15 protein-coding genes are annotated in these 16,630 nt (G+C 70.3%); 3 read left to right on the top strand and 12 right to left on the bottom strand.

The window, feature by feature from the left end:
• Positions 1-30 precede the first annotated feature (30 nt).
• From FF096_RS18430 to FF096_RS18420, 3 genes are read right to left on the bottom strand one after another with little or no spacing between them, the layout of a single operon-like run.
• Positions 31-897 (bottom strand): carbohydrate ABC transporter permease, encoded by an 867-nt coding sequence (locus tag FF096_RS18430; protein WP_155220171.1) that lies wholly within the window; start codon positions 895-897, stop codon positions 31-33.
• The gene (locus tag FF096_RS18425) at positions 894-1,892 is read right to left on the bottom strand and encodes a sugar ABC transporter permease (RefSeq protein ID WP_309223550.1); all 999 of its coding nucleotides are present in this window, start codon (positions 1,890-1,892) and stop codon (positions 894-896) included. The genes FF096_RS18430 and FF096_RS18425 overlap by 4 nt, the downstream gene beginning before the upstream one ends.
• A complete protein-coding gene (locus FF096_RS18420; protein ID WP_230462738.1) occupies positions 1,889-3,157 on the bottom strand; it encodes an ABC transporter substrate-binding protein in 1,269 nt (422 codons plus the stop codon). The genes FF096_RS18425 and FF096_RS18420 overlap by 4 nt, the downstream gene beginning before the upstream one ends.
• Positions 3,158-3,361: 204 nt before the next feature.
• Here FF096_RS18420 and FF096_RS18415 point away from each other — a divergent pair, with 204 nt between their 5' ends.
• Together FF096_RS18415 and FF096_RS18410 are read left to right on the top strand one after the other, a co-directional pair.
• On the top strand, positions 3,362-4,345 hold the full coding sequence (locus tag FF096_RS18415; protein WP_155220167.1) for a LacI family DNA-binding transcriptional regulator: 984 nt from the start codon (positions 3,362-3,364) through the stop codon (positions 4,343-4,345).
• A gap of 202 nt (positions 4,346-4,547) precedes the next feature.
• Positions 4,548-5,192 carry a hypothetical protein gene (locus tag FF096_RS18410; RefSeq protein WP_155220165.1) on the top strand — a complete coding sequence of 215 codons (645 nt, stop codon included), beginning with the start codon at positions 4,548-4,550 and terminating at the stop codon, positions 5,190-5,192.
• A 162-nt stretch (positions 5,193-5,354) separates the two neighbouring features.
• Here FF096_RS18410 and FF096_RS18405 read toward each other — a convergent pair whose 3' ends face one another.
• Genes FF096_RS18405 through FF096_RS18395 form a run of 3 tightly spaced genes read right to left on the bottom strand, consistent with a single transcriptional unit; the run spans position 5,355 to position 7,745 of the window.
• Entirely contained in the window at positions 5,355-5,819 is a 465-nt protein-coding gene (locus FF096_RS18405) for a hypothetical protein (protein ID WP_155220163.1), read from the bottom strand.
• Entirely contained in the window at positions 5,794-6,417 is a 624-nt protein-coding gene (locus FF096_RS18400; RefSeq protein ID WP_309223549.1) for a sigma-70 family RNA polymerase sigma factor, read from the bottom strand. Before FF096_RS18400 ends, FF096_RS18405 begins: the two co-directional genes overlap by 26 nt.
• Before the next feature lie 17 nt (positions 6,418-6,434).
• On the bottom strand, positions 6,435-7,745 hold the full coding sequence (locus FF096_RS18395) for a S8/S53 family peptidase (RefSeq protein ID WP_309223548.1): 1,311 nt from the start codon (positions 7,743-7,745) through the stop codon (positions 6,435-6,437).
• Positions 7,746-7,932: 187 nt separating this feature from the next.
• On the opposite strand from FF096_RS18395, the gene FF096_RS18390 reads away from it, so the two are divergent.
• Positions 7,933-10,545 (top strand): CHAT domain-containing protein, encoded by a 2,613-nt coding sequence (locus tag FF096_RS18390; protein ID WP_155220159.1) that lies wholly within the window; start codon positions 7,933-7,935, stop codon positions 10,543-10,545.
• A 44-nt stretch (positions 10,546-10,589) separates the two neighbouring features.
• Here the strand turns inward: FF096_RS18390 and FF096_RS18385 are convergent, their stop codons facing one another.
• Genes FF096_RS18385 through FF096_RS18360 form a run of 6 tightly spaced genes read right to left on the bottom strand, consistent with a single transcriptional unit; the run spans position 10,590 to position 16,470 of the window.
• Complete coding sequence (locus FF096_RS18385; RefSeq protein ID WP_155220157.1) at positions 10,590-11,489, bottom strand: PmoA family protein; 900 nt, start codon at positions 11,487-11,489, stop codon at positions 10,590-10,592.
• Complete coding sequence (locus FF096_RS18380; protein ID WP_309223547.1) at positions 11,486-12,097, bottom strand: hypothetical protein; 612 nt, start codon at positions 12,095-12,097, stop codon at positions 11,486-11,488. The genes FF096_RS18385 and FF096_RS18380 overlap by 4 nt, the downstream gene beginning before the upstream one ends.
• The gene (locus FF096_RS18375; RefSeq protein ID WP_375335358.1) at positions 12,081-12,950 is read right to left on the bottom strand and encodes a carbohydrate ABC transporter permease; all 870 of its coding nucleotides are present in this window, start codon (positions 12,948-12,950) and stop codon (positions 12,081-12,083) included. Before FF096_RS18375 ends, FF096_RS18380 begins: the two co-directional genes overlap by 17 nt.
• A gap of 14 nt (positions 12,951-12,964) precedes the next feature.
• Positions 12,965-13,948, bottom strand: coding sequence for a sugar ABC transporter permease (locus FF096_RS18370; RefSeq protein ID WP_309223546.1), 984 nt, complete (start codon positions 13,946-13,948; stop codon positions 12,965-12,967).
• A 31-nt stretch (positions 13,949-13,979) separates the two neighbouring features.
• Positions 13,980-15,320 (bottom strand): ABC transporter substrate-binding protein, encoded by a 1,341-nt coding sequence (locus tag FF096_RS18365; RefSeq protein ID WP_155220153.1) that lies wholly within the window; start codon positions 15,318-15,320, stop codon positions 13,980-13,982.
• Between the two features lie 19 nt (positions 15,321-15,339).
• Entirely contained in the window at positions 15,340-16,470 is a 1,131-nt protein-coding gene (locus FF096_RS18360) for a LacI family DNA-binding transcriptional regulator (protein WP_155220151.1), read from the bottom strand.
• Positions 16,471-16,630: the final 160 nt, after the last annotated feature.

Here is a 16,630-nt window from a genome sequence, read left to right as displayed (position 1 = left end):
TTACCCCTCTTGTGTTCGTGCCGCTGCCGCTCAGCCCTTGACCGCGCCTTGGAGGCCGCCGACGATCTGCTTCTCGGCGAACGTGAAGAAAATGAGTGCCGGCAACATCGCCAGCGAGGTGAAGGCGAGGATTCCCGCCGTGTCGGAGGTGTACTGGCTGGAGAAGTTCTGCACGCCCAGCGGCAGGGTGTGCAGGCTCGCGTCACCGAGCACCAGCAGGGGCAGCAGGAACGCGTTCCAGCTCGTGACGAAGGCGAGAATACCGACGGTGACCAGCGCCGGCCGCGACAAGGGCAGCATGATGCGCCAGAGGAAGCCGAGCCGGCCGGTGCCGTCGATGGCGGCCGCGTCCTCCAACTCGCGGGGAATGGCGGTGAGGAACGGCCGCAGGATCACGATCGTCAACGGCAGTGCGAAGGCGACCTGCGGCAGGATCACCGCGTAGTAGGAGTTGATCAGGTTCAGGTCGCGCAGCATCAGGTAGAGCGGCAGGATCGCCGCGCCGGCCGGGAACAGCAGACCGAGGGTGAAGAAGGTGTAGAGCACCTCTCGACCCCGGAAGGTGTAACGGGCCAGCACGAACGCGGCGCAGACGCCCAGCACCACGACGCCGATCGTGGTGCCCAGCGACACCACGGCGCTGTTGAACACCTGCCGCCAGAAGTTGCTCTGGCTCAGCACCCGGGCGTAGTTGTCCCAGACCCACGGGTCGGGCAGCCCGGCCGGGTTCGCGACGATCTGCGGCGTGGTGCGGAAACCGCCGATGATCACGTAGATCACCGGAGTGATCGACACGGCTGCGACCGCGAGCGCCAGCGCGTAGGTGAGCGGGTTTCCCCACGACACCGGGCGGCGCTTGGTGGTTCGAGGCAGGACGGCGTTCGCGGCCACGATCAGTTTGCCCTTCTGGTAATGGCGCCCTCGATGTCACGACGCAGGAGGAAGCGCTGGAACAGCACCGCCGCGACGAACGAGATGGCGAACAGGATGACCGCCACCGCGTTGCCGTAGCCCCACAGGCGAGCGAAGAACCCGTTGTCCACCATGTACGTCGCCATGGTGGCCGACGCACCCAGCGACCGCACCGCAGGTACGGAGGTCACCCAGATGACGTCGAAGACCTGCAATGAGCCGATCATGGACAGGAACATCCAGATCCGGATGGTGGGTCCCAGCAGCGGCAGCGTCACGTGACGCTGGGTCTGCCACCAGCTCGCGCCGTCGATGGCGGCGGCCTCGTTCAGCTCCTGCGGCACGTTCGACAGGCCGGCGAGCAGGAGGATGATGGCGAAACCGACATACTTCCAGGTCAGGACGGCCAACAGCGTCCAGATGACGAGGTCGAGGTCGGCGAGCCACGCCTGCACCAGGCTGCCGAGCCCGAGCGACTCCAGCATGGCGTTGACCGTGCCGGCGTCGGACAGCAGCAGCTTCCACATGATGCCGACGGTGACCTCGGCGAGCACGTACGGCACGAACGCCAGCAGGCGGAACACCGTCCGGCCGCGGAAGTTGCGGTTGAGCAGCAGGGCCACGCCCAAGGCGATCGGCCCCTGGATCAGCAGTGACCCGAAGACGATGATCGCGTTGTTGCGTAGCGCGTCGAGGAAGATCGGATCCTGGAACGCCAGGACGTAGTTGTCGAAGCCCACGAAGTCGGTGGGCGGTCCGACGCCGCGCCACCGGAACAGGCTGTAGTAGAAGGCGAAGCCCATCGGGACCAGCACGAACATCACGTAGACGATCACGGCCGGTGTCGTGAGTCCGATGATCTCGTACCACTTGCGTCGGGTCTCGGCGGCCCGAGCCGACGAGCGCCGGGCAGGCCGAGGGCCCGCCGGCGGCGCGGAAGCGCCGCCGGCGAGGTCCAGGGTCGGGTTGGTCGACGTCACTTGCGCGCGGCCGCCTTCATGGCCTCGACAACCTGCTCAGGGGTGCCGTTGCCCGCGAAGATGGCGACGATCGCGTCGTTCATCGCGTTACCGACGGTGCTACCGAAGGCGGTGTCCAGCCAGAGCTGCACGTACGTGGCGCTGGTGGTGGCCTCCAGGATGGACTTGAGGGCGGGGTCCTTGACACCGTCCTCGGCGCCCTTGGCGACCGGCAGGCCGGTGCCGGTCTCGGCGTAGCCCTTCTGCACCTCGGGGCTCACGATGTACTTGAGGAACTCGACGCACTCGGCCGGAGCGTTCTTGGCGCAGGCGAACCCGTCGCCACCGCCGAGGGCCGCCTTCGGGTCACCGGCGGAACCGGAGATCGCCGGAACCGGGAACCAGCCGATGAACTTGTTCAGCGCCTCCTGGTCCTCGGTCACGGTGTCCAGGGTGCCCTTGTTCCAGTCACCCATCAGCTCCATGGCGGCCTTGCCGTTGGCCAGCAGACCGTTGGCGCTGGTCGGGTCGTTCTGACCCGGGGTGGCGATGAAGTTCGGCTGGAACGGCTCGGTGTCGATGAACGCCTTCAGGTCCTGACCGGCCTTGACGAAGCACTGGTCGTCGAAGACGTTCTCCAGCGACGCCTTCCGCAGCGTGTCGACCGAGCAGGCGCGCAGCGCGAAGTTGTACCACCAGTGCGCGGCGGGCCACTTGTCACCGGCACCGACGGCGATCGGGATGACGTTGATCGCCTTGAGCTTGGTGACCGCGTCGTTCAGCTCCTCGAAGGTGGTCGGCGGCGAGGCGATGCCGGCCTTCTCGAAGAGCTCCTTGTTGTACCAGATGCCTTCGATACCCATCCGGTACGGCAGACCGTACTGCTTGCCGTTGACCGCCCAGATCTCGGCCGCGCTGCCGATGTTGGCAACCTCGTCCTTGACCTGATCGGTGATGTCCTTGAGGTAGTCGGCCTCGACCTGCTCGCGGATCTCGCCGCCGCCCCAGGCCTGGAAGATGTCCGGCGGGTCGTTGCTCAGCAGCGCGGCAGGGAGCCGGGTGCGCTGGAGCTGGTTGGTCTCGATGCCCTCGATCTCGATCGTGACCGTCGGGTGCTTGGCGGAGAAGTCCTTGGCGACCTTCTCCCAGTAGGTCTTACCCGGACCGTCCTGGGAGGCGTTGTGCCACCAGGTCAGGGTCACCGGGTTCTTGAAAAGCTCGCTCTCGGCGGGTTCCTCGCTGTCACCGCCGCCGCCACAGCCGGCGACGAGTAGTGCGGTTGTCATGGACAGTGCTAGAAAGGTGGTCGCACGGCGCTTTATAGCCATCGATGTCTCCTCGACCAATCAGTCGGGTGCTCGGCCTGACGGCGAGTTTTACAGTCAGGTAACCCTGTGTCAATCGGTGTCGATAACGTTTTCGACTCGCCTGGGATCCTGACCCGACGGCCCTCTATCATCATCGACGTGGCGTTTCCCCAGCGTGTCAAGATGTCGGACGTAGCCCGCACGGCCGGCGTCTCCGTGGCGACCGTGTCCAAGGTTGTAAATGGCCGTTACGGAGTGGCACAGGCGACCGTGGAACGGGTCCAGCAGGTCATCCGGCAACTCGGCTACGAAGCCAGTCTGGGAGCGCAGAGCCTGCGCAGCCATCGCACCAACGTGTTGGGCATCCTGGTCGCCGAGTTCGAGCCCTTCTCCACCGAGTTGCTCAAGGGCGCCTCGGTGGAGGTCGCCGGCACCGGCTACCAACTGTTGGCGTACTCCGGCGGCGACGGCGCCGGCACCTCCGTCGGTTGGGAACGCCGATCGCTGGCCCGGCTGTCGGGCACGCTCATCGACGGCGCTGTGATCGTCACGCCGACGGTGGTGGAGACCAAGCAGGGTTTCCATGTGGTGGCCGTCGACCCGCACACCGGCCCGTCCGGGCTGCCGACGGTCGACTCCGACAACTTCGCCGGCGCCGTGATGGCGACCAACTATCTGTTGTCGCTCGGCCACCGACGCATCGGGCACATCAGTGGACGCGCCGACCTCGAATCGTCCCGGCTGCGCGAGGCCGGCTTCCGGCAGGCCATGGCCGACGCGGGGGTGGCGGTGGACGAGAGCCTGGTCCGGGTCGGTGGGTTCCGGATGGAGAGCGCCGCCGGCACCGCCGCCGAACTACTGTCGCTGCCCGACCGCCCGACCGCGGTCTTCGCCGGAAACGACCTGTCGGCCGCCTCCACGATCGATGTCGCCCGGAGCATGGGTCTGTCGGTCCCCGACGACCTGTCCGTGATCGGCTTCGACAACATCCCGGAGTCGGCTCTGGTCAACCCACCGCTGACGACGATAATGCAGCCGCTGCAACGGATGGGTGCGGAGGCGTTGCGCCTGCTCGTCGACCTGATCGCCGGCGTCGAGCGGGACACCCACATCCGGCTGCCCACCGAGCTGGTGATCCGCTCGTCCTGCTGCGCACCGCGCGGTTGATCGGTCACCATTTGCCGATTCTCGCGCCATCTGAAAGCGCACTCCCCCGCCGACGGTATTTTCTGGCGCCTACCCCGCTCTGTAGGCGTGACCGGGTCGGCACCGCCTCGTGAGGGGCGGGTCGACCGAGGTTCCGTCGAGGGGAGAGACCTGTCATGAGCACCGCAGCCACACGACTCCGCCGCGCGGTGTGGTCGGGTGCATGGGGGCGGCGTTGACCGGTCTGTTGACGGGTAGCGCGGTCGCCGCCGTGCCGGTCGGGCACGGCGGCGACCGCACCATCCCGGTGTCCCCTCGGCCGGGTCACCTCCGGCTGCTCGCCCCCGGGGTGTCGAGCGTCGACCCGATGACCGCCGTAGATCCGGAGATCAGCACCAGCACCCGGAACACCAACATCGCGTGGCGCACCGTCGACTCGGTACGCCTCACCGCGGGTGCCCGTCCGGTCGTACGACCCTTCGCCATCGGCAACTCCCTCACCGTGCCGTCGCGCCACGAGGTGATCTTCGTGGCGAACGAGTCGCTGCGAGCCATCGGTGGCCGGGTGCTCGTCGACCTCGGTCCGGAGTTGCTCGAGCGCTGGCGTGCCGGCGGTGCGGTCGGCACCGGGGTCCGGCTGGTCGGCCGTACCCGGGTGGAGATCGTCGAGACGACCTGGGCCAGCCTGGGCGAGATCATGCTGAAGCCCGGCGAGCGGACGCAGTTCTCGCTGCGGTTCTCCGCCGAAGCGGCCAGCGACGGGGAGTTGTGCCTCGCCGTGGTCCAGTTGGGCCCGAACAACAGCAGCAGCGCCGAGCGGGCCTATCTGGGCGGTGTGCAATACCTGATCACGTCGACGGATCACTAGACCCGCACCGGCTCGCGTGGCGAGCCGGTGCTCTGGAGGGACGGGGGTTCGTCCGGCAGCGGCGGGGCTGTCGGACGGACCCCCGTCGAAACTGCCGGGCGGACCCCGGCCACAACTGCGGACGGAGTCCCGTCGCAGCTGCCGGACGGATGTCCTGCCGCATCAGCGCAGGCAGATCCAGTCGGTCACCACGGTGAACCCGCCCGAGCAGGCGTGCAGTCGGACCGGACCGGGTGGCGGCGGGCCGAGCGAGAAGAGACCCACCTCGTCGATCGAGGTCTCCTCGTAGGTGCCGGTCGCGGTCCGGGCACTGACTCGGCCACCGTCGGCCGGGCAGAGCTGGCCGACGATTCCCGTGCCACCGACCTCGATCTCCATGACGATCGGACCGCCACGGAAGGACAGGTTCCGCGCCGAACCGGCCGATCGGGTGGGCAGGGCCGCGCCCAGCTCACCGGCGGAGTCGAAGACCAGCTCGGCGAGGGTCAGCTCGGCGTCCACCGTACGCCAGGCGAAGGCCGCCTGAGCGGCCCGGACGTGTTCCTCGGGCACCTCGCCGACGACCGCGAGGGCCGCGCGCAGTTCCGCGGCGAACGCGACGTCATCGACCGGCGGCCACTGCTCCATCGCGGTCACCTCCCTTCGTCGCGCCGGGTTGCCGGTCGAGGAACGGGGCGAGCGCCGCACAGGCGCGCAGCCGACGCAGGCAACGTGCCTGGGTCGGACCGATGCTGCCGACCGGTACGCCCAACCGTTCGGCGGCCTCCCGGTAGCTCAGCGGCGGATCGCCCGTCAGCATCGAGAGCACCTGTTGGCAGTGCGGTGGAAGCTGGGCGAAGCCCTCGCGCAGGGCCTGCCGCCGCTCGGCGAGCAGCAGGTCCTCCTCCGCCGACGGTGAACTGCCGTGGTACGCCTCGAAGGTGCCGCCGGCCGGGTCGACGGGTTGGGTCCGTCGTCCGAGGCGGGACATCCGGTAGCACTCGCGTCGGGTGGTGACGGTCAGCCAGCCGGCCAACGCGGCCGGTTCGCGTACCCGGTCGAGATGCTCCACCAGGCGCAGCCAGACCGTCTGGTTGACGTCCGCCGCGTCGACCCCGCCGAGGTCATGCCCACGGATCACCGCGTAGACCAGTGGGGTGTACCGGCGTACCAGCTCGTTCCAGGCCGACTCGTCACCGTCGGCTGCGGCGGCCACCAGAGCCGCGGCACTCTGCTCCGCCCCCACGACGCTCCCCGGAGAGATCATTCGACGAACACACCGTATCCGGGATGCCAGGATGGTGCCGCCAGCAACGCCGAGCGGGCCTCGTCGGCGCTGAGACCACCGGCGGTCATCAGGGCGGCGAGTCGACCGGAGACGTGGGCCGTCGCGAACGAGGTCCCGGCCCACCTGGCGAAGCCCTGGAACACCTGGGTCGGTCGACCGGGCAGCGGCAGCTGGCCCGTGACGTAGGTGCTGTCCCGTAGACCGAAGGCACAGGCGTTCACCCACGGACCGAATCCGCTGTAGTCCGCCGGTGCCGGGCCGGTCGGGCCCGACACGGCCGCAGCCACCGCGACGACCTGGTCCAGCGCGGCCGGCCAGAGTGGTCGGTCGATGCCGGCGTTACCCGCCGCCGCCACCACCACGGTGCCCTTCGGCAGCGCGGCCACGGCGTTGGCCAACGGCAACGGGGGCTGGTCGTCGAGGGTGAAGCCGCCCAGCGAGAGGTTCACCACCGACACCTCGGGCACCAGCCGCTCGAGGGCGGCCACCAGCATGGCCTCGTCACCGATGCCGGTCGGTGCCAGCGCCGCTTCCGGGTCGACGCGTACGCCCGGTGCCGCCTGCCGCACCACCCCGGCGACGAACGTGCCGTGGCCACCCTGTAGCGCGAGCACGTCGGCGTGCAGGTAGAGCGGATCCTCGTCGTCCGGCTCGGGCAGGTACGAACCGCCGAGCCAGGACGGATGGCAGACACCGGCGTCACGCCAGATGCCGGTGTCGCAGATGCCGACGGTCACCCCCGCTCCCTCGTCGAGCCGTTTGGGGTCGGGCGGCGCGAGCGCGGGGGCGACCCGGGGCGGCGACCCCGGGTTGCCCATGATGTTGCCCAGGCCGAGCAGCACGTGGTGGGGTTGGACCCGAGGCACCGGTTGCCCGGGCCACTGTCGTGGGTCGCGGAGCCTCGTCACGATCGAGGGCACGTCGACCTCGGCGGGGAAACGCAACCGGGTGACGCCCGCGAAGCGGTCCTCGATCGCCACCGGGTGACCACCGGCCTTAAGCCAGGCCACGACCCGCTGGACGTCGTCGGTGGCGGTGAGCAGTTGACGCGGCCGGTAGAGGATGTTCCGGCCGTCGGCGAGGTACTGCCGCACATCACAGTCGGCCTTCAGCGTCTCCTCGAAGGCACGCTGATAGGCGGCGTCGTCAGCGTCGTTGTCCTTGGCGCGGGCGGGTGTCGGACGCAGTCCCGCGCCGAACGGCAACGCCGCCGCGGCCAGGGCGGACGCCGCGAGCAGTTGCCGACGGGACGGTCGACCGGTCGGGATGGCCTGGTCAGGACGCACGGATCCTCCAACTGCGCGGAAGGGGGCACGCTCACCGGTGACCGGCGCGGCGGATGTCTCGCGAACCTTCTCACCGATTCTTCCAATCGATAGTCATAAGTCAATGGAGAGGGCGTCCTGTTCCGCTCCGCCGCGCGCCGTCACCCGACATTTGACGCTCGAATGTGGATGCTGAATTCTCTCAGCTATGCCTGACCGCGCCGGTGGCGGTGCCGGAGCCGCCCAGGCGGCGCTCGACCTCGTCCAACGCTGTCCCTCCGAGGCGATCACGATCGCCACCCGGGTACTCGCCACGACTGACGCCGATCGCGACGAGCGCGCCACCGCCGAGCGGGCCATCGGCCTGGCCCTGCGGGAACTCAACGACCTGCCCGGTGCGCTACGTCACCTGCGTCGGGCGGTCCGCAGCGCCGGCTCCGCCCGCACCGAGGCGCTGGCCCGGATGAGCCTCGGCTACGTGCTGGCCAACGCCGGGCGCACCGCTGCCGCGCTGCGTGAGGTGACCGCCGCGCTACCCGAGCTGAGCGGCGCGGACGCCGGCCGCGCCCGGATGCAGCGCGGAGTGGTGCTGCACTACCGAGGGCTGTACGACGACGCGGTCCGCGAGTACGGCCACGCCATCGACATCGCCCAACGTGAGGGGGACCGGCTGCTGGAGGCACGGGCCCGCAACAACCGTGGACTGCTCAACGCCCACCGGGGCACCGCCGCCGACACCGACGACCTGTCCCGGGCCGCGACGATGTTCTACGGTCTCGGCCTCGACCTGGCGGCGGCCGACGCGCGGTGGAACGGCGGGATCGCCGCCGGGCTGCGCGGTGACATCGCGGGCGCGCTGCGCTGTTTCGCCGCCGTCGGCGAGGAGTACCAGCGACTGGCCGTGCCCCGGCCGGCGCTGCTGCTCGACCGTTTCGAGCTGCTGCTGTCGGTGCCGCTGGTCGACGAGGCGGTGCAGGTCGCCGCCGCCGCGATCCACGAGTTGCGCAGTCGGGGCATGGCCTCCGACCTCGCCGAGGCGCTGCTGGCCCAGGCTCGGGCCGCGCTGCTCGCCGGTGACCTGGAGACCGCCACCGACTCCGCGGCGGCGGCCCGCACCCGGTTCCGTCGCCAGGGCCGACACACCTGGGCGGCCTTCGCCCGACACGTCGAGCTGCGCGCCGAGTTCCGCCGGGGCACCCGGTCGGCCGCGCTGCTGCGGGCGATGGTGCGTACCGCCGATCAGCTCGACGCCACCGGCTGGCCGGATCCCGCCCTCACCACCCGCGTCGAGGCCGGCCAGCTGGCGACGGAACTGGGCCGGAGCGGACCCGCGATGGCGCTGTTCGACCAGGCCGCCCGCAGTCGTGGTCGCGGCACCGCCCCGCGCCGCGCCCGAGGGTGGTACGCCCTGGCGTTGTCTCGTCGGCTCGCCGGTGACGAGGCCGGCGCGGCCCGCGCACTGGCGCGCGGGCTGGCCGTGCTCGACCGACACCGCACCTCGCTGGGCGCCACCGAGCTACGCGCCCACAGCGGCATGTACGGACAGGAACTGGCCGCCGAGGGACTGGACATCGCGATCCGGGCCGGCGCGCCGGCCCGGGTGCTGGCCTGGGCGGAACGGTGGCGTGCCAACGGGCTACGAATGCGCCCGGCGCTTCCCCCCAGTGATCCCGACCTGGTCGCTGCCCTCGCCGAACTCCGACTGGTCAGCGGCCTGCTGGAGGAGGCGGTGCTGACCGGGCGGACGGTACGCAGTCTGCGCGAGCGGCAGACCCGGCTCGAACAACGCATCCGGGACCTGGCCCGGCGGGTGCCCGGCGACGCGCAGGTGGTGACACCGCCGAGCGTCCGACGCCTGGCCGAACGGCTCGGCTCCCGCGTCCTGGTCGAGTTGGTGGCCCACGGCGACCGGTTGCGGGCGGTGCTGCTGCGCGACGGCCGCGCCAGCCTGCACGACCTGGGTCCGCTCGGCCGGGCGACCCAGCTGGCGCGCTGGCACCGGTTCGGGCTGCGCCGTCTGATCGTCAGCGGGGACTCGACCGCCGCACGGGCGGGCGCCGACCACGCCGCCGCGGCGCTCGACAGCCAGCTCTTCGACCCGATCCGGCGGCTGCTGGCCGACCGGTCGTTGGTGATCGTGCCGGTCGGCCCGCTGCACTCGGTCGCCTGGGCCGGGTTGGCCACCTGCGCCGGCCGGTCCGTCACCGTCGCTCCGTCGGCCACCGTCTGGCTCGACGCCGACCAGCGCGAGTCGTGCGCCGCCGGTACGCCGGTGCTGGCCAGCGGCCCACGGCTACCGGCCGGTCAGGCCGAGGTCGAGCGACTCGGCCAGGTGGTGCCGGAGGCCCGCACGCTGACCGGGGCGGATGCCACCGTCGCCGCGCTGACCTCGGCGATGAACCGGTCCGCGATGGTGCACATCGCGGCGCACGGCGCGTTCCGCGCGGACAACCCCCAGTTCTCCACCCTGGACCTCGCGGACGGGCCGCTGTTCGCGTACGAGTGGGAACGGCTCACCCATCCGCCCGCCTGCGTGGTGCTCTCCGCGTGCGAGTCCGGGCTGCACGGAGTCCGCCCGGGTGACGAGATCATGGGTTTCGCCGCGGTGCTGCTGGGGCTGGGCACCCGGTGCCTGATCGCCACCGTGCTACCGGTGCCGGCCGAACCCACCACCGCCCTCATGGTGGACCTGCACCGACGGATGCGGGCCGGGGTCCGGCCGGCGCAGGCGCTCGCCGACGCCCAGCAGGCGTTCGTCGCGGTCGGCGACGACATCGCACGGGCGACCGCGGCGGCGTTCGTCTGCCTCGGCGCCGGTTGACCCTCGCCCGTGCGGCCACCGGCCGGCAAGCCGCCGCCGCGCTCTCAGCCGTCCCGGGCAACCAGCCCGGCGGCGGCGTCCGGGTCGAGGCGACCGTCGACCACGACCACCCGGTGGTGCCCGTGTCGGCTGGTGCCGGCCGGGATGGTCACGGTCTGCTCGAAGGCGTAGGCGACGCACACCCCCGGGTACATGGTGGTGCGGACGAACCACCGGTCTCCGGGCGACAGACCGCTGAAGACCAGGGTGTACGCCGCACCGGTCGGGGCCCGCCCGCGCAGCGCCACCCACGGTCGGTCACAGCCGTTGACCGCCTCCTCGCCGACCAGCTCACCGGCGAACACCTCCGGTGGCTCGGCGGCCGTCGCCCGCCAGAAGAACCCCCCGTAGCCGGCGCCGCCCAATCGGCCGTTGGTGGCCGGGCTGCCCAGCACGATGTCCTGCCCGGTGGGTGCGGTGAGGGTGCTCGCGAGGTCGAGTCGCCAGGCGGCCGGGTGGTCCGGCACGGCCGAGGCGGTGAGGGTGCGGCGTTCGGTCAGCAGCACCGCGCCGGTCGGATCGCACCAGCGCAGCCGCTGGTCGAGCCGGTCGGGTCTACGCTCCTCCCACCCGAGGTGGTCGATCCTTCCGTGGTCGCCACGCCACACGTATCCGATGTCCCGGACGTAGGTCCGGCCACCCCAGAGGTTGGTGCCGTTGACGTCCTGCACCGCCAACGAGGCACCGAGGTGCCAGACGTGGTCGGCGGGCAGGGCGTCGGTGACCACCGTGCCGGCCAGCGTACGGACCGGGTGCAGGTAGGGCCGCAGCCCGTGTTCGACACCCAGGTCGGGGGCGAGCACGTAACGGGCCACCGGCGTGTCGCCGACCAGCAGGTGCGCCGCCGAACCGCTGCCGGAGGCGTCGTCGTTGGGGCCGGGGGTCGTCAGGTTCGGCTCGGTCATGACAGCTCCACCCCGGCGAGCGGTCGGCGGCGGGCGACGGCGTGCACGGCGGCCAGCGCGTACCCGGCGAGGATCGGCACCGCGACCGGGGTGACCAGCACCCCCACCAGCAGCGCGACCAGGCTGGTGCCGGCCAACGCGGCGCAGGTGGCGGGGTGGTCGAGGCAGGCACGGGCGGCCCGGACGGTCGCCGACCGCCACGCGACACCGCCGGTACGCCCCACCTCGACCACGATCGCGGCGGCGTAGCCGAGCAGCGCCGCGGCGACGACGACGGTGAGCACCAGCGCCACCGGGCCGCCCGGGACCCGGCCGCTGACCAGCGCGGCCAGGTCGGCGGCGAGCAGCGCGACGGCGGCCACCCCGATCAGGACCACCGGTACGCCGGGCAGCAGCGCCCGGCCGAAGCGCGACAGCGTACGCCGGGCCGGCGGCCAACTGCCGGTGCTGAGCCAGTCGTGCACGGCCGCGCTGGCGGTGCCCACGGCGGCGGCCGAGGTGAGCACCGGTGCCGAGGCGAGCACGGTCAGGATGCCCAGCAACGCCAGGTCGGCGGCGTCGCTGACGGTGTCCCGCCAGTCACGGCTCCGGTCAGCCCTTGAGTCCACTGGTGTTGATCCCCTCGACGAGCATCCGTTGGAAGGCCACGAAGAACACGAACACCGGCAGCAGGGACAGCACCGCCATGGCGAACATCGGCCCGACCGCACTCTGGCTGGTCGAGTCGATGAACAGGGTCAGCGCCACCGGAACCGTGTAGTCGCTCAGGTTGGACAGGAAGACCAGCTGCCGGAAGAAGTCGTTCCAGGTCCAGATGAACGAGAAGATCGCGGTGGTGACCAGGGCGGGACGGCTCAGCGGCAGGATCACGTGCCGGAAGATGCCGAACGCGTTCGCGCCGTCGATCCGGGCCGCCTCGTCCAACTCGCGCGGGATGCCGCGCATGAACTGGACCATCAGGAAGACGAAGAACGCCTCCGTGGCCAGGAACTGCGGGATCAGCAGTGGCAGGTACGGCCACTCCCCGCCGACCAGGCCGAGGGTGCGGAAGAGGATGTACTGCGGCACGATCAGCACGTGGCCCGGCAACAGCAGGGTTCCGATCATGACGGCGAACCACAGCCCCCGCAGCCGGAACCTCAGCCGTGCGAAGGCGTACGCGGCCAGCAGGCAGCTCACCCCGTTGCCGACCACGGTGAGCAGGCTGACCATCGCGCTGTTGGCGAAGAAACGGGCGAAGCTGACGTCGAAGTTGCCCCACCCGTCGGTGTAGTTGCCGGGGGTGAAGGTGCGCGGCAGCAGGCCGATGTTGTTGACGATCTCCTGCGGCGACTTGAAGGAGGTGCCGATCATCCAGATCAACGGGTACAGCACGACCGCGACGATCGCCAGCAGCACGATCAGGCGCGGCCAGGAACGGCTGTGCGCCCGTCGCCGACCGGCCGCCACGGGCGGGGGCATGGTGCTCGTCGCCATCAGTGCTCCTCCCCGTCGGAGTAGTGCACCCAGAACCGGCCGGTGCTGAAGAAGACCACCGTGATGAGTGCGATGGCGATCAGGAACACCCAGGCCATCGCGGAGGCGTAGCCCATCTCCAGGTCGGTGAAGCCGGTGATGTAGAGGTTGAGCGTGTACATCAGCGTCGAGTCGACCGGGCCACCGGTGCCGTTGCTGAGCACGAACGCGGCGGTGAAACCCTGGAAGCCGTTGATGGTCTCCAGCACCAGGTTGAAGAAGATCACCGGCGAGAGCATCGGCAGGGTCACGTTGACGAACTGCCGGAACCTGCCGGCCCCGTCGACGGCGGCGGCCTCGTACAACTCGGTCGGCACCTGCTTGAGCCCGGCCAGGAAGATCACCATCGGTGCGCCGAACTGCCAGATGGCCAGCACCATCAGCGTCTCCAGGGCCCAGTCCGGGTCGTTGACCCAGGGCTTGCCCTGGATGCCGACCAGGCTGAGGAAGGAGTTGAACGCGCCCTCCCGGTTGAACATGTTGACCCAGACGATGGCCAGCGCCACGCTGCCGCCCAGCAGCGACGGCAGGTAGAACAGACCACGGAACAGCCCCACGCCACGCCAGGCCCGGTTGAGCAGGAGAGCCACCCCGAGCGCCGCAGCCAGTTTCAGCGGTACGGCGATCAGCGCGAAGCGGAGTGTCACCCCTACCGAGTGCCACCACGACGGATCGTTGGTGAACATCCGTTCGTAGTTGGCCAGCCCGACCCACTCCACCTCCGACCAGGGGGTCAGGATGTCGTAGTTGGTGAAGCTGAGGTAGAGCGACAACAGCATGGGTATCGCCGTGATGCCCATCAGGCCGATGAGCCAGGGCGACAGGAAGACGTATCCGGCCAGACCTTCCCCGTGCCGGATCCGTCCGGTCCCACGCCGGGTGGCGTCGGGCCGGACGGATCCGGTGCCGCGTCGGGTCGGGTCGGGCGCCGTGGTCAGGGCCACGAACTGCTCCTCTCCGAGGTGGTGCGGCGGGTCAGGAGGCGATTGCCGCCTTGCATGCCTCGACGAACTGGGCAGCGGCCTCGGCGGGCGTCGCCCGGCCGAACTGCGCGTTCTCGGCGGCCTTGGTCAGCTCGGCGCGGACCTTGCTGTGGCCCTTGATCGGCACCTGGGGCGACTCGCCGAAGGTCTCGGCCAGCTTGTTCTCCACCTCGATGGACTGCTGCATCGCCTCGTCGGTGGTGCCATCGCTGATCACCTTGCGAAGGTCCAGGTTGGACGGCAGGCCACGGTCGGTGCCGAGCAGCTCGACCGCCTCCGGGTCGTTCGCCAGGAAGTTGATCACGTCGACCGCGACGTCGGCGTTCTTGCTGCCCCGGAAGACCGACCAGTACATCGAGGCGCGGGCCCACTGCCCGCTGGGGTCGCCCGGGTAGGCGATGACGCCCAGCTCGTCGGCGGTGTTCTTCTTCAGCTCCGGCATCTGGTTGACCCACACCCAGGAGGTCGCCGACTTGCCGGTGACCACGAGCTGCTTGGTGATGTCGGTGGCGTTGCCCTCGTGGATGACGTCGGGGGGCGGGGTGGCGCCCCGGTCGCGGGCCCCCTTCCACAGCTCGAACCAGGCGGTCACGTCCTCGGCGGTGAAGCCGAGGTCATTGCCGGAGTAGAGGTCCTTGCCCTGCTGACGCAGCCAGACCCAGAACGCCTTGTAGTCGGCGCTCGGGTCCTGGGTGCCGGGCACACCGGTCTTCTTGCTGACCTGCTCGGCCCAGGCGATGTGCTCCTCCCAGCTCATCCCGGTGGTCGGCTCCGGCAGCCCGTTCTTCTCCAGCAGGGTCTTGTTGTAGACCAGGCCCTGGGTGTTCTCCCCGGCGGCCAGGCCGGCGAGTTTGCCGTCGACCACGCCGTACTGGAGCAGGCTGGGCGGGAACTTGCTGGTGTCGAGCTTGCCGGAGTCCTGGTACGACTTCAGGTCCAGCGTGGTGTTGCGGGCCGCGTACTCGGCGAGGAAGTTGTCGTCGATCTGGAAGATGTCCGGCGGGTTGCCACCGGCGGTGAGGGTGGCCAGCTTGTCGAAGTAGCCCTGGTTGGCCTGCCAGGTCTTCTCGAAGGTGACGTCCGGGTTCTTCTTGGTGTACAGCTCCAACGCCTGCTCGGTGAGCCCGGCCCGGGCCTCGCCGCCCCACCAGAAGATCGAGATCTTGGTCTTCCCGTCGGACGCGGCGTCGTCTCCGCAGGCCGCCGCGGCGCCGACCAGCGGCAGGGCGACGACCGCGGCGAGCAGGCCGCGCACCAACCGGCGGCGGAGCAGGGCGGTACGGTAGATGCGCCCGTCGGGCGCACTGTCGGTGGGGTGTGTTGCGGGGTGCATGTGCGCTCACTCCTTGGCGTTAGGAGGCGACGACGTCACCGGCGGCCACGATCGGGTTGCCCGGGTCCGCACGGCGATGCGGGCCCGGGCCAGCGGCAGCGGCTTCGGGACGTTCCGGGTCGGCGTAGGGGCCCGGCCCGGTGGAGTCGCGGATGACCAGCTCGGTCTGGAGCATTACCTGTGCGGTGGTGCGACGGACGCCGACGGCAACGCCGGCACCGCCGCCCCGCGCGGTGCGCGGCGCGTCGGTGTCCTGTTGCAGCAGCATGTCGACGGCCGTCCGGCCGGCGGCCGCGGTAGGTGTGGCCACCGTCGTCAATTTGGGGCGGGTGAGTCGGCTCAGCGAGATGTCGTCGACGCCGACGACGCTGACCTCCTGCGGCACCCGGACCCCGATCGCGTCGAGCCCCTCCAGGAGGCCGATCGCCATCAGGTCGTTGTAGGCGAGCACGGCGGTGACACCGGCCCGGCGGACCTGCTCCGCCTGGGCGAGACCGCCGGTCTCGGTGGGTGGGTTGGGGCCGATGACCGTCAGGTCCGCGCCGACGGTCCGGGCGGCGGCGTTGGCCGCTCGCCGGATCTCCCGGCTGGTCCATGAGCCACGTGGGCCGCCGAGCAGCGCGATCTCCCGGTGGCCCAGCCCGACGAGGTGCTCGATGGCCGTGCGGGCACCCTGCCCGACGTCCATCAGCACGCACGGCAGCCCGGCCAACTGCCGGTTCACCACCACCAGTGGCACCTCCCGGCTGAGCTGCTCGATCAAGCTGTTGCTCATCCGTGGGCTGCACAGCAGCACACCGTCGACCTGCTTGGCCAACGCGTGGACCAGCTCCTCCTCGGCCGCGGCGTCCTCGTTGGTGTCGGCCACGAAAACGTGGTAGTCGCGGTGGCGGGCCTGGCTCTCCGCCGCCTTGATCAGTGGCGGGAAGAAGGGGTTGGCGATGTCGGCGATGATCAGCCCGATGTTGTGGGTACGGCCGGTGATCAGCGCGCGAGCGGCGCGGTTGGGCCGGTAGCCCAGGTCCTCGGCGCACGCGAGCACGCGCACCCTGGTCTCCGGATTCACCAGGTGGGGTGCCGAGAAGGTGCGGGAGACGGTGGAGATGTGCACGCCGGAGGCCCGAGCGACGTCCCTGATGGTGACTGGCATCCAGGCCCCCTTCGTCGATGTGTCGGCGGTCACGGGTGCCGCCAATTAATGCAAACGGTTGCTCCAGTGTCAACGGTGGATGATTACAGCTGTGTTTCGGCGGGCCGCTCACCATGCACAGGTATGCCCTCCAAATGGGGCAAAAGCCGCCGATTTTTGA

The sequence above is a fragment of the Micromonospora sp. CP22 genome (genome assembly GCF_009712475.1).
Taxonomy (GTDB): domain Bacteria; phylum Actinomycetota; class Actinomycetes; order Mycobacteriales; family Micromonosporaceae; genus Micromonospora.
The sequence above is the reverse complement of the archived record's forward strand: the minus strand, read 5'-3'. Positions and strand labels throughout refer to the sequence as shown.